Source organism: Nocardioides sp. F233, from assembly GCF_057813895.1.
Window position 1 is genome coordinate 93235 of the sequence record NZ_JBVASH010000001.1, and the last position, 21233, is coordinate 114467.

A 21233-nucleotide genomic window follows, 5' to 3' on the forward strand; every position below is an offset into this window, starting at 1 on the left:
GTGCTCGCCTCGTCCCTCGGCGCCCACCAGGCCGCGACCTCAGGGTCGGGTCAGGGCGCGATCCGGGTCACACCTGATATATCGGGTCGTCTCGTCTGATGGAATACGGCTCATGCGCATCCCCCTCTTCGACTCGCTGCTCCGGCCTGTCCTGGACCCCGTGCTCGGTCCCGCCAAGCAGCGGATCGGCATCTGGCTGCTCAACCGGACCATGCGCAACGGCATCGACCTGCGCAAGCTCCGCTTCCTGCCGGACGCGTTCACGCTCCCGCTGCGCCGTGACGGGCTCGACCCGGTGCCCGAGCTCACGAAGGCACAGGCCGACGAGCCGGTCAAGAAGCTCGCCGACCTGTTCGGCAAGGGCGTGTGGCTGGTCAGCGGGTACGACGAGTCGCGCGAGGTGCTCGCCGGTGGCGCCGAGCTGTGGTCCAACGACCTCGGTCAGTTCGTGTCCCAGGAGGGCCGTTCCGACGAGGAGCAGATCGGCGGACTCGGCATGACCGACCCACCGCTGCACACGGCGCTGCGCCGCTACCTGACCCCCGAGTTCACGATGCGCCGCCTCGCCCGGCTGCAGCCCGGCATCGAGGCGATCGTGCGGCAGCGGCTGGACGCGATGGCCGAGGCCGGCCGCGACGGACGCCCGGTCGACATGGTCGAGGAGTTCGCTTTCGCCGTACCGTTCGACGTCATCTGCGACCTGCTCGGCCTCCCGGTCGACGACCGGGCCCGGTTCCTGGAGCTCGGCGTGGCGCGCTTCGACCTCACCGAGGGCGGCGCCGGTGCGTTCGGCGCGGCCGCGCACACCCGCGAGTTCCTCATCAACGCCGTGCGCGAGCAGCGGGCGAACCCGGGCGACGGCCTGATCGGCGCGCTGCTGAAGGAGCACGGCGACGAGCTCGACGACGTCACCCTCGGCGGCATCGCCGACGGTGTCTTCCTCGGCGGCTACGAGACCTCCGCGTCGATGCTGGCGCTGGGCGCCTACCTGATCGCGACCACCCCCAAGGCCGGCGAGATGCTGCGCTCGGAGGACGCCGAGCAGGTCAACAAGGTCGTCGAGGAGCTGCTGCGCCACCTGTGCGTCGTCCAGCTCGCGTTCCTGCGCTTCGCCAAGCAGGACGTCGAGATCGGCGGCACCCTGATCAAGGAGGGCGACGCCGTCGGCGTCTCCCTGCTCGCCGCCAACCGCGACCCGCGGCTCGCGCCCGGCCTCGACGAGTTCGACCCGAGCCGCGAGCCGACCCGGCACCTCGCCTTCGGGTGGGGCATGCACCGCTGCGTCGGCGCCGAGCTGGCCCGGATGGAGCTGCGCACCGCGCTGCGGATGCTCGCCGAGCGGTTCCCCGATCTCACCATGGCCGCGGACATCTCCGAGCTCGACTTCCGCAAGCTCTCGGCGGTCTACGGCGTCGAGGCGCTCCCGGTGCTGACCGGCGGCGACCGGGTGGCCGAGCCCGCCTGAGCCGGCTGAAGCGGATTCATCACGGTATGTAGATGGACAGGTGCATCTGTAGCGGAGCTCCGCAGGGGAAGCGGCTGCTCGACCACATCCCGTGGTGAACCAGCCACCCGCTTTCCGACGTGGCCACGCAACCTGAGTAACCGATACTCAGGACCAGGGCCGGGTGGCGTCGCTAGCGTCGCCCCCATGAGCGCGTACGACGCCATCGGCGGGGCCGGTGCCGTGAAGGCCGTGGTGTCGGTGTTCTACCAGCGGGTGCTGGACGACCCCGACCTGCGGGACTGGTTCGAGGGGATCGACGTGAGTCGCCTCAAGGCGCACCAGCGGGCCTTCCTCAGCCACGCACTCGGCGGCCCGGAGCTGTTCGCGGGCCGGCCGCTCGCCGAGGCCCACGCCGGGCTCGACATCACCGACGGCGCGTTCGACGCGGTGGCCGAGCACCTCGTGATGACGCTGCACGACATGGGCGCCGGGGCCGAGCAGATCGACCAGGTGCGGGTGGCGCTGGAGGCGCGGCGCGCGGTCGTGGTCGACGTCAGCGCCGCATCAGCGCTTCCCCAGCTCCTGCCGACCGCTGATCCCGAGCTTGGTGTAGACCGACTGCAGGTGGTTGTCGACCGTCCGTGAGGACAGGAACAGCTGGGCGGCGATCTCCTTGCTGGTCGACCCGGCCGCGGCGAGGGCCGCGATCTCCTGCTCCCGCGGCGTGAGCGGGCTGGCCGACTCGTCGGCGCGCAGGACGGGCAGGTCCAGGCCGTCGCAGCGGCGGACCAGGTCGGCGGCGCGGGCCCGGGCGGCGGTGGCCGTGCGGGCGTTGCCGAGGGCGCGGGCGGCTCCGGCGGCGGCGACGGCGGCCAGGCGCAGGCCGTCGCGCTGCTCCCACTCCTCGCTGATCGCCAGCAGTCGTGCGTGGTCGCGCCCCGCGGCGGCGGTCGCGTGCTCGGCGAGCAGGGCGATGAAGGTGCTGTCGCACTCCGCGGAGAGCTGCGCAAGTGCGTCGACGGCGGCGTCGGCCCGGTCGATCTCGAGCGCGGTCTGCCAGGCCTGGGCGGACAAGGTGCGGTTGCCGGCCTCGTGGGCACGGGTCGCGGCATCCTCGATGTGGCCGAGGGTGGCCGCCGTACCGGACGCCATGCCTTCGGACCAGCCGCGGGACAGGGCCAGCCAGGAGGCCGGGACCAGCTCGGCGGAGATCTGCGCGAAGGTGGCGCGGGCCAGGTCGAGGTCGCCGGTCGCACCCTGGACGGCGGTCAGGCTCAGCCGGGCGAGCACCGCCATCCCCGGCGGACCGACCGACCTGGCGCCGCTGATGGTCTCGGCGAGCCAGCGCTCGGCGGAGGCGAGGTGGCCGGCGTCGGCCGCGATCCGGCCGAGCAGGAACTCGATCGACCGGCTGAGGATCTCGTCGCCGTTGTCGGCCGCCTCGGTCAGCGCCCGTACGGCGGAGACCCGCGCGACGCCGTACCTGCCGGCGAGGTGCTGCACGGTGGCCAGGGCGAGCAGCGTCTCCGCGCGGCTCATTCCCAGCACCTTGCCGTCGGTCTCCTCTGCGAAGGCCACCGCCCGCTCCGCCGCGGCGACCGCCTCGGTCTCGCGGCCCAGGCACGCCAGCGGTACGGCGCGCGCCAGCCCGATCCGGATCCGCGCCTGCTCGGAGTCGCCGAACACCGGGGCGATGCCGGTCACCACGGCCTCGGCCTCGGTCGAGCGGCCGGCCGCGACGAGCGCCGCGGCCCGGGTGAGCTCCAGGGCAGGGTGGGGACGGTCGGCGGCCTGCGCGACCCGGTCGAGCACGTCGAGAGCGGCCAGGGGGCCGCGGCCGGTGAGCTGACCGACCGCGACCAGCCGGGCGATCCGGGCGCTGTTGTCGGGGTGGCGTTCGAGCAGCGCCAGCGCCTCGGCGGAGCGGCCGACGCGCAGCAGCGAGTCGGCCTGGAGGAGCAGCAGCTCGGCGTCGCCGGGTGCGGTGCGCAGCCCGGCCTCGGTCAGCCGGATCACCGCGGCGTGGTCGCCCGTGCCGGCGGCGTACTGCGCGGCGGCGGTGATCACCGCGGGGTCGGCGCCGATGCCCGCCTCGACCTGCCACATCGTGACGTGGAGCAGGTCGCTGTCGTCGGATCGGCTGGCGAGGAGGGCGGCCTGCTCGGTGAGGATGTCCTCGACCCGCAGCCGGGACAGCGACCCGGCGACCACGGTGCCGTAGACGGGTTGGGCCAGCCCGACCGTGCCGTCACCGCTGACCCGGACCAGGCCGGCCGCCTCCAGGGTCGCCAGCGCTGCGCGCACGCCGTCGCCGGGGAGCTGGTCGGGACGCAGGTCGCCGCACACGGCGAGCCGCTCCAGTGCGTCGCGGGCCGCCTCGCCCAGCGGCGCGACCCGGGCGAGCACCAGGTCGCGCAGGGTCGGAGTACCGGCCGGGCCCCCGGCCAGCTGCCACACGCCCGTCGTGCGCGACAGGCTGCCGTCGCCGAGGGCACCGACGACCAGCTCGCGCAGGTACATCGGGTTGCCGCCGCTCGCGGCGTGCAGGGTCGTCGCGGTCCGGTGGGCCACGGCACCGTCGAGGGCGCCCTCGAGCACCTCCTGGGTGGTGCCGGCGGTCAGCGGTACGAGGTCGATGCGTACGTCGCGCGCCGCGCTCCACGTCATCACCAGCGGCTCCGGCAGCGGGTCGCCGTGCCGCAGCGCCACGACCAGCCGGACCATGCCGGCCGCGGCCAGCTGGGCGACGAGGAGCACCGACGCCTGGTCGAGCAGGGTCACGTCGTCGACGACCAGCACGACCGGCCGGCCTCCGGCCGCGGCGGACAGCGCCGCGCTCGCCTCCGCGAACAGGCGGGCCGGGTCGAGCGGGGTGCCGTCGTACGGGCTCAGGCCGGGGAACTGCGCCGACAGCGCCCCCAGCGGTACGACCGCCAGGATCGCGTTGCCGCTCAGCTCGACGACGTGCCGGCCGGCCGCGGTGGCCCGGGACGCGACCTCGGCCAGGAGTCGGGACTTGCCCACGCCGGTCGGGCCGTGGACGGTGACGATGCGGGCCGCTCCGGCGAGGGCGGCGAGGGCGGTGTCGAGGTCGCGGTCGCGTCCCAGCAGCGGCCACTGCCGCTCGGGGTGCGGCACGACCGTCGTCGACATGGCTGGGATTCTAGGGCCGCGATCGGCCCGTTCCGGCACGAATGGTGAGTAATCACCACCCCGGTCTGAGTAAAAGTCCTCCACTGTGTTGAGCAGCCGGATGAGCAGGCCTTGCCCATCCGCCGGGGGCGCCGACGGCCCGAGGGTGGAGGCATGTCCCCACGCATCCCCCTGCGCGCCCTCGTTGCGGCCGTCACCACGGCTCTCGCGGTCGCCCTGGTCGCCCTCGTCCCGGGCGCCGCGCACGCCGACCCGGCAGCCGCGCCGACCGCCCCGATCCGCTACCTGAGCACGCCCAACGCCACTGCGCTCACTGTCAACCTCTGCGCCGGCGCGACCGACCCGCAGGGCGACCCCGTCTCGCTGTCCGCCATCGGCCCCAACGGCTGGAGCGTCAGCTACGACAAGCAGACCTGCATGACGACGATCACCGCCAGCGGCAACGGGGGCAACGGGGACCTGACCTACCGGCTCACCGACGGCACCAACGTCAGCGACTGGCTGATCCTCAGGATCACCTTCGGCCAGCCCGGCAACGCACCCGTGGTCGCGCAGCCGGACACGCTCGCGGTGGCGAAGGGCCTGAAGAAGCTGGTCAGCGACCTCAAGGCCGACCTGGCCGCCAACGACACCGACCCCGAGGGCTCCGCCGTCTCCGTGACGTCGATCGTGGCCGAGTCCGGTCTGCTGCCCGGCGAGGACCTCACCAACGCCAGCTGGATGACGCCGACGACCTGGGTCTACACGCCCCCGACCGACTACGTCGGGACCCGGCGCTTCGTCTACACCGTCTCGGACGGTTCCAACGCCGGCCGGCAGGTGCTGACCATCACGATCGCCGACCAGGGCCCGCCGAAGGCGCCGGTCGCGAATCCCGACTCCTACGTCGTCCCGAAGAACGGCAGCCTGGTGATGACCAGGGCCACCGGCGTGCTGGTCAATGACACCGACGCCGACTCGGCGTACATCGAGGTCGGCTCGCACGGTCAGCCCAGCCACGGCACGCTCAGCAGCTTCAAGGCAGCCGCGGGCACGTGGACCTACACCCCGCAGGCCGGGTACGTCGGCCCGGACTCCTTCCAGTACCAGACCCGCGACTCCGAGGGGCTGACGTCGGCGTACGTCACCGTGTCGCTCACCGTGAAGACCATCCCACCGGTGGCCGTCGACGACGCGATCCAGGTCGCGAAGGACGCTGCGTTGGTCGTCCCGTTCGCGACGCTGACCGGCAACGACACCGACGTCGACTCCGCGTTCGCCATCAGCAACGTGCTGCCGGGGACCCACGGCACCGCGCTGGCCGACTACGTGGCGAAGACGCTCACCTACACGCCGGCCGCGGGCTACACCGGCCCGGACCTCTTCGGCTACCGGCTCACCGACGCCGACGGGAACACCAGCAACTGGGCCAGCGTGATCGTCACCGTCGTACCGCCGCTGGTCAACCAGGCGCCGGTCGCCAAGGACGACACCTACGAGATCCACCAGGGCCAGACGCTCACCGTCGCCGCGGCGCAGGGCGTGCTCGCCAACGACACCGACGTCGAGAACGAGGACCTCGACGTCGGCTTCCGGGGTGCCGCCCAGCACGGCACCTTCACCGCCTTCGACGTCGAGACCGGCGCCTTCAGCTACCAGCCCGATGCCGGCTGGCACGGCACCGAGACGGTGACCTACGCCAGCACGGACCCGAAGGGCGCCCCGAGCAACCAGGGCACGATCACGATCGTCGTGCGCAACGACGCGCCTGCCGCGGTGGCCGACAGCTACCAGGCCGTCTCCGGCGTGCCGCTCGTCGTACCGGCGGCGCAGGGCGTTCTCGCCAACGACACCGACGCCGAGGGCGGGGCGATCAAGACGTCCAGCTGGTCGATCCCGCAGCACGCGACGCTGGTCTACGCCAACGACGGCAGCTTCACGCTGACCCCGGACGCGGGCTACACCGGCCTCGTCACGTTCTGGTACACGATCCGTGACGAGCTGCTGCAGGAGTCGGAGCAGGCCACGGTGACCATCACCGTCAGCGCGGCCCCGCCGGTCGTCGACGAGCCGGTCTCCGACGCTCCCTCGGGTGCCGGGCCGGGCGCGATCGAGGGCAGCACGCCGCGGATCTCGGGCAAGGCACGGGTGGGGCACCGGCTGACGGCAGTGGCGGGCATGTGGGGCCCGGCGCCGGTGCTGCTGACCTACCAGTGGTTCCGCAACGGCAAGCCGATCAAGGGAGCCTCCAAGGCCGGCTACCGGTTGAAGGCGCGCGATCGGGGGAAGAGGGTCTCCGTGCAGGTGACCGGCACCCGCCCGGCGTACGCCGCGGTGGTGCGGTTGAGCGCAGCCAAGCGGGTGCGCTGACCCACCCAGGACCCCTGCGCCGCGTTCGCCCATCGTGGGGATGGCGGGCGCGGCGCAGGCCTGCCGGGGGTGAGGCAAGGCTCGCTTTTCTGGAATCGTTCCAGAAATGGTGGCAGGCTCGTGGGCACCGACCTCCATCGAAGGGAGCACCACCCCGTGGCCACCACCGTGACCCGTCACCGCTCGTCCCAGCACGTCTCCCACCCCGCCTTCCGGGCCGACACGGCCCTCGCCGGCCACCTCCAGCGGGTCCTCGTCGACCTCAACGACCTCGCCCTCCAGGGCAAGCAGGCGCACTGGAACGCGGTCGGCCCGAACTTCCGCGACCTGCACCTGCAGCTCGACGAGATCGTCGACGCTGCCCGTGAGTTCACCGACGCCGTCGCCGAGCGGATGCGTGCGCTGTACGTCGTCCCCGACGGCACCTCCGCCCGTACCGCCGCCCAGTCCAGCCTCCCCGCCTTCCCGGGTGGCGAGGTCGCGACGGGTGACGCGATCGACGCGATCGTCGCCTCGATCTACGCCGTCACCGGCACCGTCCGCGAGGTCCACGACGACGTCGACGCCGCCGACCCGACCACGGCCGACCTGCTGCACACCATCCTCGACCGGCTCGAGCAGCTGGCCTGGCTGACCGACGCCGAGCGCCGGGCTCCCGAGGGGTCCGTGCCGGAGGCGATCATCGCCTGACCGCCGGCACTGGACAGATCGGCTGACATGTCTCACTCTTGGGGCATGTCGGCTGAATTGTTCCAGGGCTACCGGCCGGGCGGTGGCGAGGCGTGGCGCGACCCGTGGGCGTCGTACGCTTGGCTGCGCGACCACGACCCGGTCCACCACGTGGTGCCGTCGCGGCACCCGGAGCACGACCACTACGTGCTGTCCCGGCACGCCGACGTGCTGGCCGCGGCGGTCGACGTGGCGACGTACTCCAGCACCGGCGGGCTCACGGTCGAGTACGACGAGCTCGAGCGGATCGGGCTGGTCGACAACCCGCCGTTCGTGATGACCGACCCGCCCGTGCACACCACCTTCCGCCGGCTGGTGGCGCGCGGGTTCACGCCGCGGCAGGTGCGCGACCTCGAACCGGTGGTGCGGGCGTTCGTCGTGGAGCGGCTCGACGCGTTGCGGGAGGCCGGTGGCGGCGACGTCGTGGCCGAGCTGTTCAAGCCGCTGCCCAGCCTGGTCGTCGGCCACTACCTCGGCGTCCCCGTCGAGGACCAGCCGCGCTTCGACGACTGGAGCGGCGCGATCGTCGCGGCCAACGTCTCCGGTGACGGCGTGCTCGCCGCGGCGGACGCGGCGAGCGCCACGACCGAGCTGATGACCTACTTCGCCGACCTCGTCGAGCGGCGCCGCCGCGACCCGGGCGAGGACACCGTCTCCCAGCTGGTCATGGCGGAGACCGACCTGCTGGAGATCCTCGCGTTCGTCTTCACCATGGTCGCGGGCGGCAACGACACCTCCACCGGCGCGCTCGGCGGCGCGGCCCAGCTGCTGGCGGCGCACCCCGACCAGCGCGCCCTGCTGGTCGACGACCCTGGCCTGGTGCCGGACGCCGTCGAGGAGTTCCTCCGGCTCACCTCGCCGGTGCAGGGCCTGGCCCGCACGACGACGCGTGAGGTCGAGCTGCACGGTGTGCGCATCCCGGCCGGACGCAAGGTGCTGCTGCTGTACGGCGCCGGCAACCGCGACCCGCGCAGGTACGGGCCGGACGCCGAGCTGCTCGACGTACGCCGCCGCCCGAGCCAGGTGCTCAGCTTCAGCCAGGGCCACCACCACTGCCTGGGCGCGGCCGCCGCGCGGCTGCAGATCACCGTCGCGCTGGAGGAGCTGCTGGCCCGGATCCCCTCGTTTACGGTGGACGAGGACGCGGTGACCTGGGCGCCCGGCCCCTATGTCCGCCGCCCGCTCTCGGTGCCGCTGGTCGTCTCGTGAGCTGGGTCGACCGTCGTACGCCGGCGGTGGAGCGGATCCTCGACGCCGCCGGTGGGCTCTTCGCCGAGCGCGGGGTCGACGCCGTGGCGATGGGGGAGATCGCCGCAGCCGCCGGCTGCTCGCGCGCCACGCTCTACCGCTACTTCCCCGACCGGCCGGCCCTCCAGCTGGCCTTCGTGCAGCGCGAGGCGGTCCGCGTCGGCGCACTGGTCGCCGCCGACGCGCCTGCCACCGTGACCGACGCCGTCCTCGCGGCGCTGCGCCACGTGCGGGCGGCGCCGGCGCTCGTGGCCTGGTTCCGCGAGCCCGACGCCGGTCGTACGGCGGACCTGGCCCAGGGCTCCGAGGTGGTCGAGGCGCTCGGCCTCACCATGGCGCCCGACCCGGAGGCGGCCCGCTGGCTGGTCCGCGTGATCGTCTCGCTGCTCACGGTCCCCGGTGGCGACGCGGCCGAGGAGCGGCGGCTGGTCGAGCGGTTCGTCGCGCCGGTGATCGCCCTGACCGTTCCCTGACCGGCCCCTGAACCTGCCCTGACGCTCCCGGGAACCGGGGCTCCCGCCGCTTACGGTGGGGCGCGTGGGAGCAGTGGTCTGGATGTACACGGTCGTCACGAGCCTGTTCCTGGCGGCCGGTCTCGCTGCGGTGATCCGCCGCATCCTCGGCGCCCGGGTGGGCTGGTTGCGCACGCTGCTGGTCGCCTGGATCGCCCTGCTGGTGGGGGTTCCGGTCACCGGCAAGCTCGCCGTCGCGGCTGGGGTCGGCACCGAGAGCGGCCGGCTGACCACGTCCCAGGGCACGGCGGTCGCGTTCCTGTTCGTCAGCTGCCTGTGGGTCTTCGCGGCCGCGCTCGCGACCGTGATGCTCCTCGAGGTGCTGGTGCCGTCGGGCACCGTGCCCGGGCCGCGCGAGACCGTCGGCCGGCTCCGGGCCTGGCTACGTCGTACCCGTCGCTACCTCCAGATCGGCCGTGCCGCCACCGGATCCGGGCTCGGCGCCGTGCTCCGCGGCGGTCCCGGATCGGCGTCCTTCGGCCCCGCCCTCGCGTCGGTGTTCAACAAGTCGGGCGTCACCTTCGTCAAGCTCGGCCAGATCCTCGCCACCCGCGACGACCTGCTGCCCGCCGAGACCACCCGCGCCCTCGCGACCCTGCAGTCCGACGCCGACCCGGAGCCGTACGACGCAGTGGCCGCCACGATCGAGGCCGACCTCGGTGACCGGCCGGACGCCCTGTTCGCGAGCTTCGACACCGATCCGCTCGCCGCGGCCTCGGTGGCCCAGGTCCACACCGCGACCCTGCGCGACGGCCGCGAGGTCATCGTCAAGGTGCAGCGCAGCAAGGCCCGCCGGCAGGTCGAGGTCGACACCGACATCCTGGTCCGCCTCGCCCGCACCGCCGAGCAGCGCTGGCCGTGGGCACGTGACATGGCCGTGTCGCGGCTCGCTGCCGGGCTCGCCCAGTCGCTGCGCGAGGAGCTCGACTACCGGATCGAGGCGGGCAACACCGCCACTGGTGCGGCCGCGCTGCGGGCGCGGCCCGACATCCTGGTCCCGGCCGTGGACACCACGCTGAGCACCGGCCGCGTGCTGGTGATGGACCGGCTGCACGGCACACCGCTCTCGGCGGGGGAGTCCGCCGTCGCCGGTCTCACTGCCGAGCGTCGGGTCGAGCTCGCCGACACCTTGATCGGCGCCCTCCTCGACACCGTCTTCGTCGCCGGCGTCTTCCACGCCGACCTGCATCCCGGCAACATCCTGGTCCTCGACGACGGACGGATCGGGCTGCTCGACTTCGGTGCCGTCGGCATCCTCGACAGTGAGACCCGGCAGCTGCTCGCCCTGCTGCTGTTCGCGATCCTCAGCGACGACGCGGTCTCCGCCGTCGACGCGCTGACCCTGGCGTTCGACGTACCCGACGACCTCGACGTCCCCCTGCTGCGCCGCGAGCTGGGCCGCGAGATCGCTGCTCTCCAGCTGCAGACCACCATCGGCGGCGACACGTTCACCCGGATCTTCGTGGTGCTGCGGCGCCACGGCATCGGCGTGCCCGGCGACGTCGCCGCGGCCTTCCGCACGCTGACCTCGGTCGAGGCAGCGATCACCCTGCTCGATCCCGGCAGCAGCCTGCTCGGGTCGGCCCGCGCCCAGCTGCCCGCCCTGCTGCGCCGGCTCGCCGAGCCGAAGCGGGTCGCCGCCCAGGCTGTCAGCCAGGCCGGCGTCGTCGCCGCCATCGCCCGCCGCCTGCCCGAGCGGGTCGAGCACCTCACCAGCGCGCTGGGCGACGGCACCTTCACCGTCCGCACCCGCGCCTTCGGCGACGCCGAGGACCGGGCGTGGCTGCGCGACCAGGTCAACAACGGCCTTGCCGCCGCGTTCGGGATCACCGCCTGCATCCTCGCCGTCGTGCTCGCCCTGAACGGCGGCGGGCCCCAGCTGACCGAGGAGCTCTCGCTCTTCGGTCTGCTGGGGCTCGCGCTCGGGTTCTGCGGGGTGACCCTGGCGCTGCGGGTGGTCGTGCGGCTGTTCCAGCGTCGGGAGTAGGTCCGGCCGCCTCGCTGTAACACGCTGTCCACCCCACTGCCTGGCGCTTCTCAGCAGCGACCTCGGCGTGTCGTCGGCGTGTCGTGCTGAGAACCGGCGACCAGTCAGGTGGACAGCGTGTTACAGCGGGTGGCCCGCCGGCGCTGGCGGGCCGGCTACTGCGTGACCAGCACCGCCTGCACCTGGTCCTCCAGCGGCGGGGTGAGGGCATCGGTGCCGGTCACGATCTCGACCTGCTGGATCCGCCCGGTGAACCGGTACCCGTCGCGGGTTCCGTAGTCGTCGGTGACCGGCGTGCCGCGGTCGATGCCGACGTCGAGGGTCTGGTCCATCGAGAACATGCCCGGCAGCGAGCGCTCCAGTCGACCGCTGCCGACCACCTCGCCGTCGAGCACGAGGGTGATGTCGGCGCCCTTGCCGAAGCCGCCGCCGTCGTACGCGAACCGGACCTCGGCGACGTGCTCGCCCTCGGTCAGCGGGACCGACGAGCGCACGTGGGTCCAGTCGATCGCCGCGTAGCTGTAGGCCCAGGTGAGGATTCCGTCCTTGACGTAGAGCGACCAGCCGCCGAAGTACCCGCCCTGCGCGACCAGCACCCCCCGCGTCGAGGGACCGCCCGAGAACACGGCGCGGACCAGGTGCGAGGCGTTGCGGACGATCGGTACCGCGTCGTCGCGCAGCCGTCCCGACGTCGGACCGAGCACGATCGACTCCGGCGGCGCGGGCCGGCTCCCGGCGGAGCGGGCGAAGACCAGCTGGTCGTCCATCGGCAGGACGTGGTTGCGTCGCGCCTCGTCGAGGAACAGCGACTGCAGAGCGGCCAGCCGCTCGGGCTCCGCGGCAGCGAGGTCGCGCGCCTGGGTCCAGTCGGTGGTGGTGTCGTACAGCTCCCAACGGTCGTCCTCGAAGCGCGGCGTCTCCTCGAACCGCGGGTGCCAGGGGGCCTTGTGGGCGGCGACCGCGGTCCAGCCCTCGTGGTAGATCCCGCGGTTGCCGAACATCTCGAAGTACTGCGTCGTGTGCCGCTCCGCCGCCTCCGGTGCGTCGAAGGAGTAGGCGAACGAGACACCGTCGAGCGGCGCCTGCTCGACGCCGTCGACCGTCGAGGGGACGGGTACGCCGGCCACCTCCAGCAGCGTCGGCAGCACGTCGTTGACGTGGTGCCACTGGTGCCGCACCTCGCCGCGCGCCCGGATGCCGGCCGGCCAGTGCACCACCAAGCCGTTGCGGGTGCCGCCGTAGTGGGAGGCGACCTGCTTGGTCCACTGGTACGGCGTGTCCATGGCCACCGCCCAGCCGGCGGGGTAGTGCGCGTAGGTGTCCGGCCCGCCGAGCTCGCCGGGCCGCTCCTCGATGAACCGGGCGATCCGCTCGGGCGACTCCTCGATCCCGTTGAAGTGCAGCCCCTCGTTGAGGGTGCCGGCGTCGCCGCCCTCGGCGGAGGCCCCGTTGTCGCCGAGGATGTAGAGCACGATCGTGTTGTCGAGCTCGCCACGCTCGCGGAGCGCCTCGATCACCCGCCCCACCTGGGCGTCGGTGTGCTCCGCGAACGCGGCGTACAGCTCCATCAGGTGCTGTCCGGTCTCCCGCTCGAGCTCGGAGACGTCGTCCCAGTGCGGGACGCCGGGCGTCCAGGGAGCCAGCTCCGCGTCGGGAGGTACGACGCCCAGCTGCTTCTGTCGCTCCAGGGTGAGCTCGCGCTGGCGGTCCCAGCCGTGCGCGAACTCCCCGCGGTACCTGTCCCGCCACGACTCCGGCACCTGGAACGGCGCGTGGGTGGCGCCGAAGGCCAGGTAGCAGAACCACGGCTTGTCCGGCGCGTGCCGGCGCACGTCGCCGGTCCAGGCGATCGCGCGGTCGGCGAGGTCCTCGGAGAGGTGGTAGCCCTCGGCCGCCGTGCGCGGCGGGTCAACGAAGGTGGTGCCGTCGACCAGGGTCGGCTCGAACTGGCTGGCCTCGCCGCCGAGGAAGCCGTAGAACCGGTCGAATCCCTCGCCGGTGGGCCACCGGTCGAACGGCCCGGCAGCGGTCTGCTCCCACGGCGGGGTCTGGTGCCACTTGCCGAAGGCACCCGTGCTGTACCCGTTTCCGCGCAGGATCTGGGCCAGGGTGCCGGCGCTGCGGGGTCGCTGGCCGTCGTACCCGGGGGCGCCGGTGGAGATCTCCATGACCGTGCCGACGCCGACGGCGTGGTGGTTGCGGCCGGTCATCAGTGCGGCGCGGGTCGGCGAGCACAGCGCCGTCGTGTGGAAGCGGGTGTAGCGCAGGCCCTCGTCGGCGAGCTCCTCGGCGACGGGCGTCCGGCACGGGCCGCCGAACACGGACGGAGCGCCGAAGCCCATGTCGTCGAGGAGGACGACGAGCACGTTGGGCGCGCCCTCCGGTGCCTCGAGGCGCTCACGCAGGGGCAGCGGCGCGACCTGGTCGCGGGCGTCGAGCTCGGCCTCGAAGGGGACGCGGTCGCGGTGGAAGGGCAGGTGGGTGCGGTCGGTCATGGGAGTTCCGTTCGTCAGGGAGTGGGGAGGGAGTTGCCGCACCGGAAGCCGATGTTCGCGGACGCCGAGTCGGGAGTGTTGCCGGTGCGGGCGGCGACCCGGTAGCGGTTGCAGTAGGAGTCGTGGCACAGGTACGAGCCGCCGCGCATGACCCGGGCGTGGCCGTGGTGCGGGCCGCGCGGGTCGTCGGTGGGGGAGCCGGCGTAGTACGTCGGGTCGAACCAGTCGGCGCACCACTCCCAGACGTTGCCCACGGTCTGGAAGAGGCCGTAGCCGTTGGGCCGGTACGACTTCACGGGCGCGGTGGTGAGGTAGCCGTCGTCGAGGCTGTTGGCGACCGGGAAGTCGCCCTGCCAGACGTTGAGCCGCCAGGCGCCGCCGTCGTGCAGCGCGTCGCCCCAGGGGAACCGGCGGCCCGCCAGACCGCCGCGGGCGGCGTGCTCCCACTCGGCCTCGGTCAGCAGCCGCTTCCCGGCCCAGCGGCAGTAGGCCTGCGCGTCGTGCCACGTGACGTGCACGACCGGGTGGTGCGGCAGGTCGCCGATCGAGGAGAGCGGGCCCGCGGGGTGCCGCCAGTCCGCGCCCTTCACCGCGACCCACCACGGGGTCGTGTCGAGCCGGTGCAGCACGTCGGCCCGGGACGCCTCGACCGCGAGGTGGAAGACCGCGGAGACGCCGAGCTGCTCGGCCTCGGTGACGTAGCCGGTCGCCTTCACGAACCGGGCGAACGCCACGTTGGTCACCGCCGTCTCGTCGACGAGGTACGGCGCCAGCCGCACCTCGTGCACCGGACCCTCGCCGTCGCCGGGGGCACCGTCGCCGAAGGGATCACCCATGGCGAAGGTGCCGCCCGGCACGGGCAGTTGCCCCCGGGTGCTGCGGTGCGCGGGTTCATCACGGGATGTAGTCGAGTCGGGGCTTCCCGTGCGGAACTCCACTGGGGAAGCGTCGAGATCCCTACATACCGTGGTGAATCCGCCGCCCCCAGAGCAGCAGGCACCGCTCACGACGCGAGCTCGCGCACCCGGCGCCCGCCGCGGCGGGCCGGGTCGGGCACGGGGACGGCGTCGAGCAGCCGGCGGGTGTAGTCCGCCTCCGGCTGCGCGAACACGCGGCCCACCGGGCCGACCTCGACCAGCTGGCCGGCCCGCAGCACGGCCACCCGGTCGGCCACCTGGTGCACGACGGCGAGGTCGTGGCTGATGAACAGGCAGGCGAACCCGAGCCGCTCCTGCAGGTCGCGGAACAGCTCGAGCACCCGCGCCTGCACCGACACGTCCAGTGCGCTGGTCGGCTCGTCGGCCACCAGCAGTGCGGGCTCCAGCGCCAGCGCCCGGGCCAGGGCGATCCGCTGCCGCTGGCCACCGGAGAGCTCGCGCGGCCGGCGCTCGGCGTACGACGCCGGGAGCTGGACCGCCTCGAGGAGCTCGGCGACCCGCGCGTCCCGCTCCGCGGGGGTGCCCACGCGATGGATGTCGAGCGGCTCGCGGATGCTCGCACCCACGGCGTAGCGCGGGTCGAGCGAGGCCTCGGGGTCCTGGTGCACGAACGCCAGTCCGCGGCGCAGGTGGCGCCGCTCGGCGCGGGGGGCGGCGAGGACGTCCTCGCCGCGCAGCAGCACCTGGCCCTCGGCCAGCGGCACCAGGCCAGCGGCCAGCCGGCCGAGTGTGGTCTTGCCCGAGCCGGACTCGCCGACCAGGCCGACCACCTCGCCGGGCGCCACCTGCAGCGAGACGTCCGTGATCGCGGGGAAGGCGCGGCCGCGGCGGCTGGATCCGTAGTGCACGTGGACGCCGCGGAACTCGACGGCAGGGATGGTCGAGGCGTCTCGATACGCCCCTCGTTCCTCGGGACTACTCGACGAGCTCGGGGCGGGCAGAGCGGGCTCGACGACACTGTCGAGCTCGGGCAGCCGCAGCACGGAGGCGAGCAGGGTCCTCGTGTACGGCTCGCGCGGCTGGGCGAACAGCGCCCTGGTCTCGCCCTCCTCGACGACGTTGCCGGCCTGCAGCACGACGACCCGGTCGGCGATCTCGGCGACCACGCCCATGTTGTGGGTGATCAGCACGATCGCGGTCCCGGTCCGCTCGCGGATCCGGTCGAGCAGCCGCAGGATCTCGGCCTGCACGGTCACGTCGAGGGCCGTCGTGGGCTCGTCGGCGAGCAGCACGTCCGGTTCGTTCGCGAGGGCGAGGGCGAGCACGACGCGTTGCTTCTGGCCGCCCGAGAGCTGGTGCGGGTACGACGACAGGCGGCGCTCCGGCTCCGGGATCTCGACCGCCGTCAACAGCTCGATCGCCCGTTCCGTGGCGGCTTTCCGCGACGTGGTGCCGTGCGCGCGCAGTGCCTCGCGCAGCTGCCAGCCGATGGTGCGGACCGGGTTGAGCGCGGTCTGCGGCTCCTGGAAGACCATCGCGATCCGGGCACCGCGGATCCGGTTGAGGTCGGCCTCGGGGAGGCCGAGGATCTCCTCGCCGTCGTACCGGATCGAGCCGGTGGCCCTCGCTCCCGGCGGCAGCAGGCCGAGGACGGCACGGGCGGTCATCGACTTGCCGGAGCCGGACTCGCCCACCAGGGCGAGGATCTCGCCGCGGTGCAGGCTCACCGACACGTCCTCGACCGCGGGTCGTGGGTGGGCGAAGGAGATGGCGAGGTGCTCGATCGTGAGCACCTCCTCGGTGGAGTGGAGATCAAGCACGACGGGCCTCCGACAGGGACTGGGAGATGAGCAGGAGCCCGAGGACCAGCGCGACCACGACGGCCAGCGGACCCACGGCGAAGAACGGGGCTTCGTGCAGCAGCCGGACGCCGTCCTTGATGAGCGAGCCGAGCGACGGGTGGGGCGGGCGCACGCCGAGGCCGAGGAAGCTCATCGCGCCCTCGACGAACACCGCCACCGACATGGAGACGGCGAGCTGGACGGTGAGCGGCTCGAGCGAGTTGGGCAGCACGTGCTTGCGCAGCACCCACACGGGTCCCGCGCCGACGACCTGGGACGCCTCGACGAACGGCATCTCGCGGACCGTGCGCACGGCCGTGCGCACCAGCCGCCCGAAGACCGGGATCTCCAGCGCGACGATCACGATGCCGACCGTCAGCAGGCCGGGCCCGAGGAACGCGGTCAGCAGGATGCCGAGGATCAGGGCGGGGAAGGCGAGCAGCAGGTCGAACACCCGCTGGGCGATCACGTCGGTGACCGTCCACCAGCTGGTGACCAGGCCGAGGAGCACGCCGAGCACCGCGCCCACCGGGACCGCTGCGAAGACGACGACCAGGTCGACCCGGATGCCGTACAGCGTGCGCGACAGGATGTCCCGGTTCAGCTCGTCGGTGCCGAGCCAGTGGCCGGCGCTCGGGCCGAGCAGGTTGGCGCCCTTGACCTGCTCCGTCGGACCGTACGGCGCCAGCAGGGGCCCGAGCAGGCCGAGCAGCACCACCGCGCCGACGAGCACGACGCCCACCAGGCCGCGGCCGTGGCGCAGCGCGTGCAGCAGGCCGGGACGCCGCGCCGGTGCGGGGTCGCCGGGGACCGGCCCGACCGGGACCGGGACGAGCGGCTCGGCGATCGCGATGTCGGCCATCAGGAGACTCCGTTCAGCCGGACGCGCGGGTCGAGCCACGCGTGGAGGAGGTCGCTGGCGAGCTGGGTGAGCACGAACACGACGACCGAGAGCAGCAGCAGGACCTGCACGACGGGGTAGTCGCGCGCCGAGATCCCCTGCTCGATGAGCCGGCCCAGGCCGGGCCAGGCGAAGACCGCCTCGACCAGGATGGCGCCGCCGAGCAGGGTGCCGAACTGGATGCCCAGCACCGTGATCGACGACGGCAGCGCGTTGCGCAGCGCCTGGGTCAGCACGATCCGGCGCCGCGGGATGCCCAGCGCTCGCGCGGTGGTGACGTACGGCTGCTGCAGCTGGGTGCGCAGTCCCTCGGTCAGGAACCGGGTCAGCGCCGCCCACGCCGGCAGGGCCAGGGCGAGGCCCGGCAGCAGCAGGTACTGGACGGCGATGTCCGGGTGGGAGAAGAACCCGCCGGGCGGCGTACCTCCGGCCGGGAGGACCGGGAAGCGCACCGCGAACACCAGCACCAGCACCAGCGCCGTCGCGAAGGTCGGCACCGCCACCGCGGCGGTGTTGAGCGCGGACAGCAGCGAGTTCAGCCACCGCTTGTCCCACACGACCGCGGCGGTGCTGGTCAGCAGCGCGCCGGCCGAGGCCAGCACCAGCGCGAACAGGGTCAGCACCACGGTGTTGAGCGCGCCGTCGGCGATCAGGTCCCCGACGTCACCGCCGAGCTTGTACGACGGCCCGAGGTCGAAGCGCGCCAGGTCACCGAGCCAGTGGACGTACTGGCTCCAGAACGGCTGGTCCAGCCCGAGGTCCGCGCGGATGGCCGCGCGGGACTCGGGCGTGGCGTCCGGCCCGGCGAGCACCGAGACCGGGTCGCCGGGCACCAGCCGGATCAGGGCGAAGATCCCGATCGAGGCCAGCACCGTCACCAGCAGGGCCGAGCCCAGTCTGCTGAGGAGGTAGCGGATCATCGTGATCGACTCACTTCGTCAGGTAGGTGTCGTAGAACAGCGGCTCGCCACGCTTGGTCTCGCCGATGTCGTGGACCTGGGTGCTGCTCGCGTCCTGCGGCAGCGTGATCGCGATCTCCAGCAGGAACGAGCCCTTGAGCAGCTGCTCGTTCAGCGCGGTGTAGTCGGCCGGGTCGACCTCGCCGGGCTTCTGGTTCCACACCTTCTCCGCGGCTGCCTTGTAGTCCTCGTCGACGTAGAGCGACGCGTTGTGGTCGGCGTTGAACGGGTACGCCGAGACCGCCAGCGTCGACGGCGTGTAGTGCGCGTAGCCGTGGCTGAGGATCCACAGCGCCGGGAACTTCGCGCCGATCAGCTGCTGGATCACCTGCGCCTGCTCCTGGGGGTCGAGCTCGACCTCGATGCCGACCTTCGCCAGGTCCGCCTGCACGATCTGCGCGATGGCGCCGTAGATCGGGTTCTCCGAGGGGTAGGTCAGCGGGAGCTTCGGGATCGCCACGCCGTCGGCCTTCGCCTCGTCGACGAGCGCCTTGGCCTTGTCGAGGTCGTAGTCGTAGGTGGCGTTGGTCTTCTCGTCGTACGCCGGCGAGTAGCTCGGCCACGGCAGGCTGATCGGGACGCCGGCACCCCGGAAGACCTCGTCGACGACGCGCTTGCGGTCGAGGGCGTAGGCGATCGCCTGGCGGACGCGCACGTCGGACAGGGCCGGGTTGGTCACGTTCGTGCCGACGTACACCTGGCCCTCGGCGCCGTCCCACTGGTTGACGTGGAACTGGTCGTCCTTGCCGAGGCTCTCGAAGTCGCGGTACGACGCGCCGAGGATCAGGTCGAGCTGGTGGGCGCGCAGCTGGGCGACCTGGGCCTGCGGGTCCGGGATGACGCTGACGTCGATGCCGTCGAGCGACGGCTTGCCGCGCCAGTAGTCGTCGTTGCGGGTGAAGCTGATCTTCGCGCCCGGGCTCCAGCTCTTGAACTCGAACGGACCGGTGCCGACGAACGCCTTGCCCTCACGCAGCTGGTCGATCGTGTCCTTGTCGATGATCGGCAGCATGTCGAGCAGGTCGAAGACGTTGCTGAGCGGGTGCGCGAAGGTCAGCGTGATCGCGTGCTCGTCGCTGGTGTCGAAGCCGGTGATCGCGGCGGCCGTGCGCTGCAGCTGCACCGTCCAGACCGGGTCGGCCCAGGTCTTGATGCTGAACTCGACGTCCTTGCTGGTGAACGGACGGCCGGAGTGGAACTTCACGTCGTCGCGCAGCTGCAGCGTGAGCTGGGTGCCGTCCTGCGACAGCTCCCACGACGTCGCCAGCGACGGCTGGGGCTCGAGCTTGTCGAGCGGGTAGTCGATGAGCGAGTCGTAGACGCTGCCGATCAGCAGGTTGATCGAGTCGCTGGAGTTCGTGAAGATCCGCGCCGGGATGATGTCGTTGAGTGCGCCGACCCGCAGGGTGCCGCCCTCCTGGCGCTCACTGGAGCTGGACTTCAGCTCGTCGACGGCCGACGAGCACGCCGTGGCCGCCAGCAGGGTGGTCGAGGCGAGCAGTGCGGCCGCCAGGCGTCGGAGTCGTCGGCGCGGGTGCGCGGGGGCAGAGCTGGACACAGGTGTTCCTTTCGCAGGGGTGCGGGAGGGTGATTCGGTGGTCGAGGAGGTCGCGCAGCGACCGTCTCGAGACCGGGTGGTCAGGCGCCGGGTCGACACGCGCCGTCCGCCTCGACACCGGTGAGCTCGACACAGCCGAGCGGGTCGTCGAGGACGGGACCGAGGGCGACGGTGCAGGCGCTGATCGCCTGGATGTCGCTGCCGAAGCGGGTGAACGACACGGGGACCCGGTGGTCGAGGGCGGTGTGCTCCTCGTAGGCCGTGACGATGACGTCGAGCAGGCCCGGGTCGCCGGTGAAGGCCTGGCCGACCAGGACCACCTGGTCGGGGGAGAGCATGTCCCGCACCGAGCCGGCCATCGCGCCGAGGGTGCGGGCCCGCTCCACGGCAGGAAGTACGTCGACCGCCGCCGCCAGGCAGCCGGAGCGACCGCAGGTGCACGGGACGTCCGCACCGGTGGGGAAGTGGGTCAGGCTCGCCGCCCTGGTGACGTCGGTCTGCACGCCGCGGTCGACCGCGACCGACCAGCCGAAGGTGTCGCGGGCGTAGAGGTAGAGGGTCAGGCCGCCGGTCCCGCTGCGACCGTGCCGGCGGTGCAGGAACTCGGCAGCCGCCACCGCGGAGATGTGGTCACCGGTGCGGACCGGGAGCCCGGTGAGCTCGTGCAGCTCGGCCTCGCGCTCGGTGGGGACCAGGCCGATCTCCCGCCAGGGTGAGACCAGCCCGGCGGCCAGGGGCACCCGGCCGGGGTGGGAGCCGAGCAGGGTGGCGGCCTCCCGGCTGAGCTGCTCGAGGTCGGGCTCGGTGCCGAGCGGGCGTCGTACCGTCGCCGAGGCGAGGACCCGTCCGGTGAGGTCGCCGAGCGCGACCGTGGCGATCCGGCGCCCGACGTGGACGCCGATCGTGACGTAGTGGTCGGCGTCGATCTCGACCGGCACGCCGGGCCGTCCGGTGGCGCCGGGCCGGGCCAGGTCGGGCCGCTCGCGGAGCAGGCCGCGCTCGACGAGGAGCGCGGCGGTGCGGCCGACGGTGGCGATGCTCAGGCCCGTGGCGGCGGCGATCTCGTCGCGTGAGGCGCGGCCCGCGGTGCGGACCTGCTCGAGCACCTGGGTCGCCGTGGAGCTGAACCGGCCCCGGGACACGGTGATGATCGGTGAGCGCGTCATGCCGTGCCTC

At 72.9% G+C, this 21233-nt stretch carries 15 protein-coding genes; 7 read left to right on the forward strand and 8 right to left on the reverse strand.

Annotated elements, in window-relative coordinates:
* Window positions 1-112 precede the first annotated feature (112 nt).
* Window positions 113-1465, forward strand: coding sequence for a cytochrome P450 (locus tag ACZYRU_RS00520; RefSeq protein ID WP_488955115.1), 1353 nt, complete (start codon window positions 113-115; stop codon window positions 1463-1465).
* 186 nt (window positions 1466-1651) lie between these two features.
* Window positions 1652-2092 (forward strand): group I truncated hemoglobin, encoded by a 441-nt coding sequence (locus ACZYRU_RS00525; RefSeq protein WP_488955116.1) that lies wholly within the window; start codon window positions 1652-1654, stop codon window positions 2090-2092.
* Here ACZYRU_RS00525 and ACZYRU_RS00530 read toward each other — a convergent pair.
* A complete protein-coding gene (locus tag ACZYRU_RS00530) occupies window positions 2012-4600 on the reverse strand; it encodes a LuxR C-terminal-related transcriptional regulator (protein WP_488955117.1) in 2589 nt (862 codons plus the stop codon). The two genes, ACZYRU_RS00525 and ACZYRU_RS00530, sit on opposite strands and share 81 nt — an antisense overlap.
* A gap of 153 nt (window positions 4601-4753) precedes the next feature.
* Between ACZYRU_RS00530 and ACZYRU_RS00535 the strand changes: the two genes are divergently transcribed.
* From ACZYRU_RS00535 to ACZYRU_RS00555, 5 genes are all read left to right on the forward strand, one after another.
* Window positions 4754-6949: a cadherin-like domain-containing protein gene (locus ACZYRU_RS00535; protein WP_488955118.1), complete on the forward strand. Its 2196-nt coding sequence runs from the start codon at window positions 4754-4756 to the stop codon at window positions 6947-6949.
* Window positions 6950-7105: 156 nt separating this feature from the next.
* Complete coding sequence (locus ACZYRU_RS00540; protein WP_488955119.1) at window positions 7106-7639, forward strand: Dps family protein; 534 nt, start codon at window positions 7106-7108, stop codon at window positions 7637-7639.
* A 45-nt stretch (window positions 7640-7684) separates the two neighbouring features.
* Window positions 7685-8887: a cytochrome P450 gene (locus ACZYRU_RS00545; protein ID WP_488955120.1), complete on the forward strand. Its 1203-nt coding sequence runs from the start codon at window positions 7685-7687 to the stop codon at window positions 8885-8887.
* Complete coding sequence (locus ACZYRU_RS00550; RefSeq protein ID WP_488955121.1) at window positions 8884-9399, forward strand: TetR/AcrR family transcriptional regulator; 516 nt, start codon at window positions 8884-8886, stop codon at window positions 9397-9399. The genes ACZYRU_RS00545 and ACZYRU_RS00550 overlap by 4 nt, the downstream gene beginning before the upstream one ends.
* A gap of 64 nt (window positions 9400-9463) precedes the next feature.
* On the forward strand, window positions 9464-11425 hold the full coding sequence (locus tag ACZYRU_RS00555; RefSeq protein WP_488955122.1) for an ABC1 kinase family protein: 1962 nt from the start codon (window positions 9464-9466) through the stop codon (window positions 11423-11425).
* 155 nt (window positions 11426-11580) lie between these two features.
* Here ACZYRU_RS00555 and ACZYRU_RS00560 read toward each other — a convergent pair whose 3' ends face one another.
* The 7 genes from ACZYRU_RS00560 to ACZYRU_RS00590 form a co-directional block, all read right to left on the reverse strand.
* Window positions 11581-13920 (reverse strand): arylsulfatase, encoded by a 2340-nt coding sequence (locus ACZYRU_RS00560; RefSeq protein ID WP_488955123.1) that lies wholly within the window; start codon window positions 13918-13920, stop codon window positions 11581-11583.
* A gap of 14 nt (window positions 13921-13934) precedes the next feature.
* A complete protein-coding gene (locus ACZYRU_RS00565) occupies window positions 13935-14858 on the reverse strand; it encodes a formylglycine-generating enzyme family protein (protein ID WP_488955124.1) in 924 nt (307 codons plus the stop codon).
* A gap of 65 nt (window positions 14859-14923) precedes the next feature.
* A complete protein-coding gene (locus ACZYRU_RS00570) occupies window positions 14924-16618 on the reverse strand; it encodes a dipeptide ABC transporter ATP-binding protein (RefSeq protein WP_488955125.1) in 1695 nt (564 codons plus the stop codon).
* Window positions 16611-17501, reverse strand: coding sequence for an ABC transporter permease (locus tag ACZYRU_RS00575; protein WP_488955126.1), 891 nt, complete (start codon window positions 17499-17501; stop codon window positions 16611-16613). Before ACZYRU_RS00575 ends, ACZYRU_RS00570 begins: the two co-directional genes overlap by 8 nt.
* Window positions 17501-18460 carry an ABC transporter permease gene (locus tag ACZYRU_RS00580; RefSeq protein ID WP_488955127.1) on the reverse strand — a complete coding sequence of 320 codons (960 nt, stop codon included), beginning with the start codon at window positions 18458-18460 and terminating at the stop codon, window positions 17501-17503. The genes ACZYRU_RS00575 and ACZYRU_RS00580 overlap by 1 nt, the downstream gene beginning before the upstream one ends.
* Window positions 18461-18470: 10 nt before the next feature.
* Complete coding sequence (locus tag ACZYRU_RS00585) at window positions 18471-20057, reverse strand: ABC transporter substrate-binding protein (protein WP_488955128.1); 1587 nt, start codon at window positions 20055-20057, stop codon at window positions 18471-18473.
* 80 nt (window positions 20058-20137) lie between these two features.
* Window positions 20138-21223 carry a helix-turn-helix domain-containing protein gene (locus ACZYRU_RS00590; protein WP_488955129.1) on the reverse strand — a complete coding sequence of 362 codons (1086 nt, stop codon included), beginning with the start codon at window positions 21221-21223 and terminating at the stop codon, window positions 20138-20140.
* Window positions 21224-21233: the final 10 nt, after the last annotated feature.